At 71.1% G+C, this 8,856-nt stretch carries 6 protein-coding genes; 1 reads left to right on the plus strand and 5 read right to left on the minus strand.

The window, feature by feature from the left end; all coding sequences use genetic code 11:
• Positions 1-176: 176 nt before the first annotated feature.
• From ACHFGS_RS02185 to ACHFGS_RS02205, 5 genes are all read right to left on the minus strand, one after another.
• Positions 177-1,166, minus strand: a complete 990-nt coding sequence (locus ACHFGS_RS02185) for an electron transfer flavoprotein subunit alpha/FixB family protein (protein WP_394278943.1) — start codon at positions 1,164-1,166, stop codon at positions 177-179.
• A 10-nt stretch (positions 1,167-1,176) separates the two neighbouring features.
• Positions 1,177-1,953 (minus strand): electron transfer flavoprotein subunit beta/FixA family protein, encoded by a 777-nt coding sequence (locus ACHFGS_RS02190; protein WP_394289096.1) that lies wholly within the window; start codon positions 1,951-1,953, stop codon positions 1,177-1,179.
• A gap of 82 nt (positions 1,954-2,035) precedes the next feature.
• Positions 2,036-3,211: a thiolase family protein gene (locus ACHFGS_RS02195; protein ID WP_394278944.1), complete on the minus strand. Its 1,176-nt coding sequence runs from the start codon at positions 3,209-3,211 to the stop codon at positions 2,036-2,038.
• Between the two features lie 165 nt (positions 3,212-3,376).
• A complete protein-coding gene (zapE, locus tag ACHFGS_RS02200) occupies positions 3,377-4,372 on the minus strand; it encodes a cell division protein ZapE (RefSeq protein WP_394289097.1) in 996 nt (331 codons plus the stop codon).
• Between the two features lie 181 nt (positions 4,373-4,553).
• The gene (locus ACHFGS_RS02205) at positions 4,554-5,330 is read right to left on the minus strand and encodes an enoyl-CoA hydratase-related protein (RefSeq protein WP_394278607.1); all 777 of its coding nucleotides are present in this window, start codon (positions 5,328-5,330) and stop codon (positions 4,554-4,556) included.
• A 143-nt stretch (positions 5,331-5,473) separates the two neighbouring features.
• Here ACHFGS_RS02205 and ACHFGS_RS02210 point away from each other — a divergent pair.
• On the plus strand, positions 5,474-8,856 hold a 3,383-nt coding region (locus tag ACHFGS_RS02210), incomplete at its 3' end, for a choice-of-anchor I family protein (RefSeq protein WP_394289098.1).

Raw genomic sequence — 8,856 nt, forward strand, 5'->3', positions numbered from 1 at the left:
CCTGTGGCGACCGGGGCAGGCGTCACTGCGGCGGGGGCAGCCGTGGCATCCGTCGACGCGGCAGCGACCGTCGTGTCATCGGCGCCGATCGGCGCCTCGCCCGCGGGCGGCCAGGCGTCGCCGCCGGCGGTGCGGGGAAGCCCCCGGCGCACCGTGCGCGCGTACGTCGCCATCCGTTACTTCTTCTTCGCCTCGAGCGCCGCGATCAGCTGCGGCACGACCGTGAACACATCGCCGACGACGCCGAAGTCCGCGACCTCGAAGATCGGCGCGTCGCCGTCCTTGTTCACCGCGACGATCGTCTTCGCCGTCTGCATGCCGGCCTTGTGCTGGATGGCGCCCGAGATGCCGAGCGCGATGTACAGCTGCGGCGAGACCGAGACACCGGTCTGGCCGACCTGGTACGAGTACGGAACGTATCCGGCATCCACAGCGGCGCGCGACGCGCCGACGGCGGCACCCAGCGCGTCGGCGAGCTCCTCGACGAGCGCGAACTTCTCGGCCGAGCCGAGACCGCGACCGCCCGAAACGACCTTCGCCGCGCCGCGCAGCTCGGGACGGCTCGACTCGGCGACGGCCTCGTCGAACGATTCGATCTTCGCGGCGGCGGCCCCGGAGGCCTCCACCGCCAGCGGCACGACGACCGGCGAGGCGACGGCCTCGGCGCGGGTGTCGACGGCGCCCTGGCGGACCGTGATGACCGGCGCACCGAAAGTGGCGGCGCTCGTCGAGTTGTACGCACCGCCGTAGACGGAGTGGCGCGCGAGCACACCCTCGTCGTCGCGCGCGACGTCCACGGCATCCACGCACAGCGCCGACGAGGTGCGGGCGGCGAACCGGCCGGCGACGTCGCGACCCTCGATCGAGTTGGACACCAGGATGGCGTCGGGCTTCACGAGAGCGGATGCCGCGACGAGCGCGTCCACGATCGGCACGGTCAGTGCGGTGTCGGCCCCGCCGAGGTCGGCGGTCAGCACGGCGCCGGCACCGAGTGCGCCGGCGGCGGTGGCCAGCTCGGAGTGGCGCGCCTCGTCGGCGACGATCAGCGCGACGGGCGTGCCGATCTGCGAGGCGGCGCCGAGCAGGCCCGCAGCCGACTTGGCCAGTTCACCCGCGGGCGAGACGTCGATGAAGACGAGAACGGAATCTGCAGCGAATTCAGTCATGTCGCGCTCCTCAGGCCAGGCGGTTCTCGAGCAGGAAGTCGGCGAGCTTCTCACCGGCGTCGCCCTCATCGACGATCTTCACGCCCGCAGCGCGAGGCGGCTTCATGTCGACGGCGGTCATGATCGACTGCGGCGCCGTGGCCGGGTCGATGTCGACGTCGAGGTCGGCGAGCGACAGCGTCTCGAACGGCTTCTTCTTCGCGGCCATGATGCCCTTGAAATTGGGGAAGCGTGCGTCGGGCAGGGCCTCGGTGATCGAGATGACTGCGGGGAGCGACGCGGAGACCTTCGCGGTCCCGAAGTCGGTCGCGCGGGTACCCGAGACGGCGCCTTCAGCCAGCTCCACCTCGGCGAGCGCGGTCAGCTGCGGAACACCGAGGTGCTCTGCGAGCATCGCGCCCAGCACGCCGCCGGAGCCGTCGGTGGAGAGGTTGCCGGTGATCACCACGTCGAACCCGGTGCGCTTCACGGCGGCGGCGAGCACGCGCGCGGTGACGCCCAGGTCCGCTCCCACGAGCGCCTCATCGACGATCTGGACGGCTGAGCCGGCGCCCATCGCGAGACCCTTGCGGATCGAGGCCGCGGCAGCCTCGGGGGCCATCGACATCACGACGACCTCGGTGCCCGCGTTCTTGTCGGCGTACGACATCGCGACCTCGAGGGCGCGTTCGCCGATCTCATCCAGCACGCGCTCGGAAGCGCCGCGGTCGGCCAGACCTGTCTCCAGGTCGAGTTTCCGATCCCCGTACGTGTCGGGGACTTCCTTTACCAGAACGACTATTCTCATTCGTGCTCCTTCGCCAGGATGAGTTTATGCGGTGCCGCGTGCGCTGTTGCGCACACGCAGCCGCGGGTGAGCGCGCAGGCCCTCAGATCCGCTCGATGACGGTGGCATTGGCCATGCCGCCGCCCTCGCACATGGTTTGCAGGCCGAACCGGCCGCCGGTTGCTTCAAGGTGGGTCAGCAGGGTGCCGAGGAGGCGCGTGCCGGACGAGCCGAGCGCGTGCCCCAGCGCGATCGCGCCGCCCCACGGGTTGAGCCGCGCCGGGTCGGCGCCGAGTTCCGCGGCCCACGCGAGGGGGACGGATGCGAAAGCCTCGTTCACCTCGTACGCGTCGAGGTCGTCGATCGTCAGGCCGGTCCGCTCCAGCACGCGGCGCGTCGCGGGGATCGGGGCGGTCAGCATCATGAGCGGGTCGTCTCCCACGACGGCGAAGCCGCGGAAGCGCGCGCGCGGCGTCACGCCGAGCTGTTCGGCGCGGGCTGCGCTCATGATGAGCGCCGCGGAGGCGCCGTCGGTGAGCGGCGAGGAGCTGCCCGCCGTGATGCGCCAGTCGAGCCCCGGGAACCGCTCGGCGAGCGCATCGTCGCGGAAGGCCGGGGCGAGCCCGGCGAGCGACTCGGCCGTCGTCCCCGCCCGGATCGTCTCGTCGCGGAAGACGAGGCCATCGGGGGTGTCCACGGGGATGAGCTGCGGGTCGAAGGCACCGGCCTCGGCCGCCCGCGCGGCGCGGGCGTGCGACTGCGCGGCGTACGCGTCGAGCGCCTCGCGGGAGAGGTCCCACCGCTCGGCGATGAGCTCCGCCGACACCCCCTGGTTGACGAGGCCCTCTGGGTAGCGGCGACGGATGCCGTTGGCATTCAGCGCGCCGCGTCCGCTCGACCCGAGCGGAACCCGGCTCATCGACTCGACGCCGCCCGCGATGACGATGTCGTACGCGCCGGCGATCACGCCCTGCGCGGCGAAGTGCACGGCCTGCTGGCTCGATCCGCACTGTCGGTCGATGGTCGTGGCGGGCACGGCCTCGTCGAAGTCCGCGGCGAGGGTCACCTGCCGCGCGATGTTCATCGACTGCTCGCCGACCTGGCTGACGCAGCCGAACAGGACGTCGTCGATCTGGCCGGACTCGAGGCCGTTCCGCTCGAGGAGCGCCCGGAGGACGCCGGCGCCCAGATCGACGGGGTGGACGGCCGACAGCGCTCCGCCCGGCTTCCCGCGCCCGGACGGCGTCCGCACGACGTCGACGATCACGGCCTCGTTCACTGCTCCGGTCATGCAGCGCCCCTTTCCTCCCGCGGTGTGCCCGCGCACTCGGCATCCGTCTGAACCATAGTTCGCCCGCACCTCATCGCCGAGTCACCGGCTTCGCGCCGACTCCTTGCGTGCGCAGGAAGCCTGGTGACCCGGCGGAGACGTGGTGACTCGGCGTTAGGGGCGACGCAGGGCGCGGAGTCGGCTGAGTGCGCGGTCCGCGTCGACGGGGACAAACGCGGCGTCCATGAGCCGGTCGAAGGGGGCGGATGCCGTGACGTCGAGGCGCACGTCGTGGTCGTGAAGCACGTCGACGAGGGTCGTGAAGCGCATGAGCGGCTCGCGGCGGACGGTCGCGAGGTCGGGGACCGCGGCGAGGCGGACCGCGGCGAACCGGTCGGCGAGCCACTGGAACTGGCGCACACCCACCTCGGCCTCGCAGAGCTGCGCGAACGTGAACGTCGCTCTGTCACCGGTGGCCGCGACCGCTGAGACCGGGATGCCGTCGGCCTGGAGCACGGCGGCATCCGCGGGCACCGGCGTCGTCTCGCCGACGCGCCAGGTCCCGGACGCGAATCGACGTCGGGTCTCGGCGCCCTCTGCGCGGTGGTCGGGGCCGGGACCGACCTCCACGACCACGAAGTCGGCCTCGATCCGCGCGATCGCGGGGAGGAAGCGCGCATGGTGCTGCGGGTCGGGCAGGAGACCTGCGGGTGCGTAGTTGCTCGTGGCGACGATAAGGGTGCCGTCCTCCTCCGCGACGCGCAGCAGGGCCGCGAGGTACACCGCGTCGGCGACGTCGTGCACGTGGAACTCGTCGACGAGGAGCGCCCGGGTGTCGCCGAGGAGGCGGCGCAGCACCACGGCCGGGGCCTTCCAGTCGCGGACGATCTCGGCCTGCAGCCGCCGGAACAGCTCGTTCAGGTGCAGACGCAGGGCGGGCTCGACCCCGGCAGCCGCCAGGTACCGCTCGGCGAGCATCGACTTGCCCCGGCCCACGCCGCCCCAGAGGTAGACGTTGCCCGTCGACGCTGCGGTGATCGCCTGGACCGCGTCACGCTGCGCGGGATCGAGGTCGAGGGCATCGGTGTCCGCGACGAACCGCGCCGCGACCGCGGGAGTGAAGGCGGGCCGGACGCGCTCGGGGAGCTCGTCTGCGGCGCGATCGGTCACGCCCCCAATGCAATCACGCATGTCGGGCACTAGAAGGGCCGTCGCGCCGCGCCGCTCGCGAGAGCGCCCCTTCGTGCCGACAGCGCCGGGCGAAGCTGGGCAGGAGGCGGCGCTTTCGGCACCAGCGGGCGCTTTCGCGCGTCCCGCGCAGAGCGGAGCCGCGCGTCGCACCCGACAGCGCTCAGCGGTGCGTGAACCCGGGTGCGCGCTTCTCACGGAAGGCGGCCATGCCCTCTTTCTGGTCCGCGGTGTCGAACAGCCCCGCGAACGCGTGCTTCTCGTAGCGCAGGCCCTCCGCCAGCGTCGACTCCAACGCGACGTCGAGCGCTTCGGTGGCGGCGTACAGCGACGGCAGCGACTTCGCCGCGATCGCCTCCGCCGTCCGCTGCGCGTCGTCGAGGAGGTCGGCCGCGGGCACCACTCGCGACACGAGTCCGGCACGCTCCGCCTCCTCGGCGCCGAAGTGACGCCCGGTCAGGATGAGCTCGGCCGCTTTGAACGACCCGATCGCGCGCGTCAGCCGCTGCGTCCCGCCCATCCCCGGGATCACGCCGAGGCCGATCTCCGGCTGCCCGAACGTCGCGGTGTCCGCCGCCAGGATGATGTCGCACATCATCGCCAACTCGCACCCGCCGCCGAGCGCATAGCCCGACACCGCGGCGATGACGGGCGTCCGCACTGCCGCGAACCGGGCCCACCCGCCGAAGTGGTCGCCCATGAGCATCTCGCTGCCGCTCAGCGCTTCCATCTCCTTGATGTCGGCGCCCGCGGCGAAGGCCCGCTCGCTGCCGGTCACGACGATCGCGCCGATCCCGGTGTCCGCATCGAACGCCTCCGCGGCATCCACCACATCGCGCATGACCTGCACATTCAGCGCATTCAGCGCCTCGGGTCGGTTCAGAGTGATCCAGCCGACGCGTCCTCGCGTCGCCGTCAAGATGGTCTGGTAATCCGTCATGCCCTTATCGTCGCAGACGCCGCCCGCCACGGATCGGATACCGATCGTTCACCTCCCGTCCACCGGATCGCACGAGGCGGACACCGTGCCTCGGTAGGACGGAGGAGCGCATCTCGCGCCCCATCCCGACCTAGAGGAATCCGATGCCTTCGCATGCTTTCCGTCGTCCCGTCGCGCGCGCCCTCGCCATAGGCGCTGCCGCGGCCCTCACCTGCACGCTGGCCGTCACCGCGATTCCCGCGGCGACAGCGGCCATCGTCGACGAGCCCGTCGCCCACACCGGCGACTCCCCCGCGCTCACGTTCACTCCGATCGGCTCGTACGAGACGGGCGTCTTCGACGAGTCCGCCGCCGAGATCGTGAAGGCCTACAACGACCGCCTCTTCGTGGTGAACGCGCAGGCGGGTGTCGTCGACGTGCTCGACAACAGCAACCCGAAGGCGCCTGAGAAGCTCTTCTCGATCGCCTCCACCGGCGTCGCGAATTCGGTCGCCATCCGTGAAGACGGCCTCGGCGTCATCGCGGTCGAGGCGCCGGTCAAGACCGATGCCGGTCACCTCGTCTTCTTCGACGCGGATGCCGCCACCGCAGACACCGCACGCCTCGGCACCGTGAACGTCGGCGCCCTGCCCGACATGGTGACCGTCTCTGAGGACGGTGCCCACGCGGTCGTCGCCAACGAGGGCGAGCCCGCGGACGACTTCAGCGTCGACCCGGAGGGATCCATCTCGGTCATCGCCCTGCCCACCGGCAAGGCCGCCGCGACCCAGAACGCGGTCCGCACGGCGGACTTCCATGCGTTCGAGGCCGCCGGGGCGCTCGACCCCGACGTCCGCGTCTTCGGGCCGGCGCCGCACGGCGACGACCACCCGGTCAGCCGCAACCTGGAGCCGGAGTACATCACGGTCGTGGGCGACACCGCCTACGCGACGCTGCAGGAGGCGAACGCCATCGCCGAGATCGACCTCGCATCGGCGACCGTCACCGACATCCACGCCCTCGGCTTCAAGGACCACGGTCTCGCCGCGAACGCGCTCGACCCCAGCGACCGCGACGGAAAGGTCGAGCTGCGCACCTACCCCGGTCTCAAGGGCATCTACATGCCCGACGCGATCGACTCGTACACGGTCGACGGCACGACCTACCTCGTCACCGCGAACGAGGGGGACGCCCGGGAGTGGGGCTCGTACGTCGAGCCGGCTCGCGCGAAGGATCTCGGCAAGAAGGGGCTTCTGCCCGTCTGCGACGACAGCCCGCTCAAGGGCAAGCTGGGCGACGCCGACCTCGGCCGCCTGAACGTCACCACCGCGAACGGACTCAACGAGGCGGGCACCTGCTACGAGGAGCTGTACGCCTTCGGCGGACGATCCTTCTCGATCTGGACGACCGACGGAGACCTCGTCTGGGACTCGGGTTCGAGCTTCGAGAAGGTCACCGCGGATGCCCTGCCTTCGTTCTTCAACTCGAACCACTCCGAGACGAACCTGGAGGGTCGCAGCGACGACAAGGGTCCCGAGCCGGAGGCCGTCACCATCGGCACGCTGAGCGGGCGCACGTACGCGTTCGTCGGCTTCGAGCGCGTGGGCGGCGTCATCGCCTACGACGTGACCGACCCCGCCGCGCCGGAATACGTCACCTACGTCAACAACCGCGACTTCAGTGCTGACGTGACGACGCCCGCGGCCGGGGACCTCGGTCCCGAGAGCATCGCCTTCATTCCCGCGGACGAGTCGCCGAGCGGCGTCCCCCTGCTCGCGGTCGGCAACGAGGTCTCCGGCACCACCACGGTGTTCGAGATCACGGATGCCCTCGACCCGATCGACATCGACATCCTGACGATCAACGACTTCCACGGGCGCCTCGAGTCCGGAACATCGGGCGAGCTCGGCGCCGCGAAGCTCGCCGGCGTCGTCGACGCGCAGCGGTCGGACAACCCGAACACCCTCTTCGTGTCGGCCGGTGACAACATCGGCGCGTCGACCTTCACCTCGTTCATCCAGAACGACGACCCGACCATCGACGCTCTCGTCGCCTCAGGTCTGGACGTGTCGGCCGTCGGCAACCACGAGTTCGACGCTGGTTTCGCCGATCTCACCGACCGCGTCATCCCCCGCTTCGGCGGGCACGACGGCGAGGGCGACCCGACTGACGCCGAGCGTGCGGGCGGGCTCGACTTCGCCCTGGGCGCGAACGTCTACAAGAAGGGCACGAAGACCCCCGCACTCCCCGAGTACACCGTCAAGACGGTCGACGGCGTCCGCGTCGCCTTCATCGGCACGGTGACCCCGGACACCGCCACGATGGTGACCCCGTCGGGCATCGCGGACATCGAGTTCGGCGATCAGCTGGAGGCGGCCAACCGCGTCGCCGGGAAGATCGAGTCAGGCGACCTCGCCGACGTCGTCGTGCTGCTGACCCACTCCGGCACGTCGGTGTCGAACGAGTGCAGCGCGGTCGTCTCCGACCCGTCGCCGTTCGGGGAGCTCGTCCGCGGCGCGGACGCGACGATCGACGCGATCGTCTCGGCGCACACGCACCAGACCTACGCCTGCGACGTGCCCGTCCCGGGCACCGACATCCAGCGTCCGGTGATCCAGGCCGCAGAGTACGGGAAGGCGCTCGGAGAGCTCCAGCTGACGGTCGACCGCACCTCGAAGGAGCTCGTCGACATCGCCGGGCGCACCTTCGTGCCGAAGCCGGCCGACGTCACCGCGAATGCGGCGGTCGAGAAGATCGTCGCCGACGCGGTGGCGATCGCCGACGTGAAGGGCGCTGTGAAGGTCGGCAAGATCAGCGCCGACATCCTGCGCGGCGGCGCGAAGCCGGGCGATGACCGCGGCGTGGAGTCGACTCTCGGCAACGCGGTCGCGGACTGGTACCTCTGGGCGGCGTCCAACGAGGACTACGCCGGCACTCCCGCACAGATCGCCCTGATGAACCCGGGCGGTCTGCGGGCCGACCTCCTCCGCGGCGCGGACGGCACCGTGACCTTCAAGCAGGCCGCGGGCGTGCAGCCGTTCGCCAACACGCTCGTGACCGTGACCCTCACGGGCGCGCAGCTCGAGGAGATCCTGGAGCAGCAGTGGAAGGCGACGGGCGACCGTCCCAAGCTGCACCTGGGCATCTCGGACGGCTTCGCCTACGAGTACACCGAGGTCGAGCCGCTCCCCAAGGAGACTGTCGGCCGCGCGGGCCAGATCACGAAGATGACCTACCAGGGCAAGACGATCGCCCCCACGGACACCTTCACGGTCGTGACCAACTCGTTCCTCGCCGCGGGCGGTGACGGCTTCGCCACCTTCGCGAAGGGCACCGACCGCACCGACACCGGCCAGGTCGACCTGACGGCGACGGTCGCGTACTTCGCGAGCCGCGAGGTCGTCACCCCGGCCGAGCTGGGACGTGCGGTCGAGGTGACCGGCACGACTCCGACCCCCGAGCCCACCCCGACCCCGGAGCCCACCCCGACGCCGGAGCCGACCCCGACCCCGGAGCCGACCCCGACCCCGGAGCCGACCCCGACCCC

This window comes from Microbacterium sp. (genome assembly GCF_043427715.1).
Classification (GTDB): Bacteria; Actinomycetota; Actinomycetes; order Actinomycetales; family Microbacteriaceae; genus Microbacterium.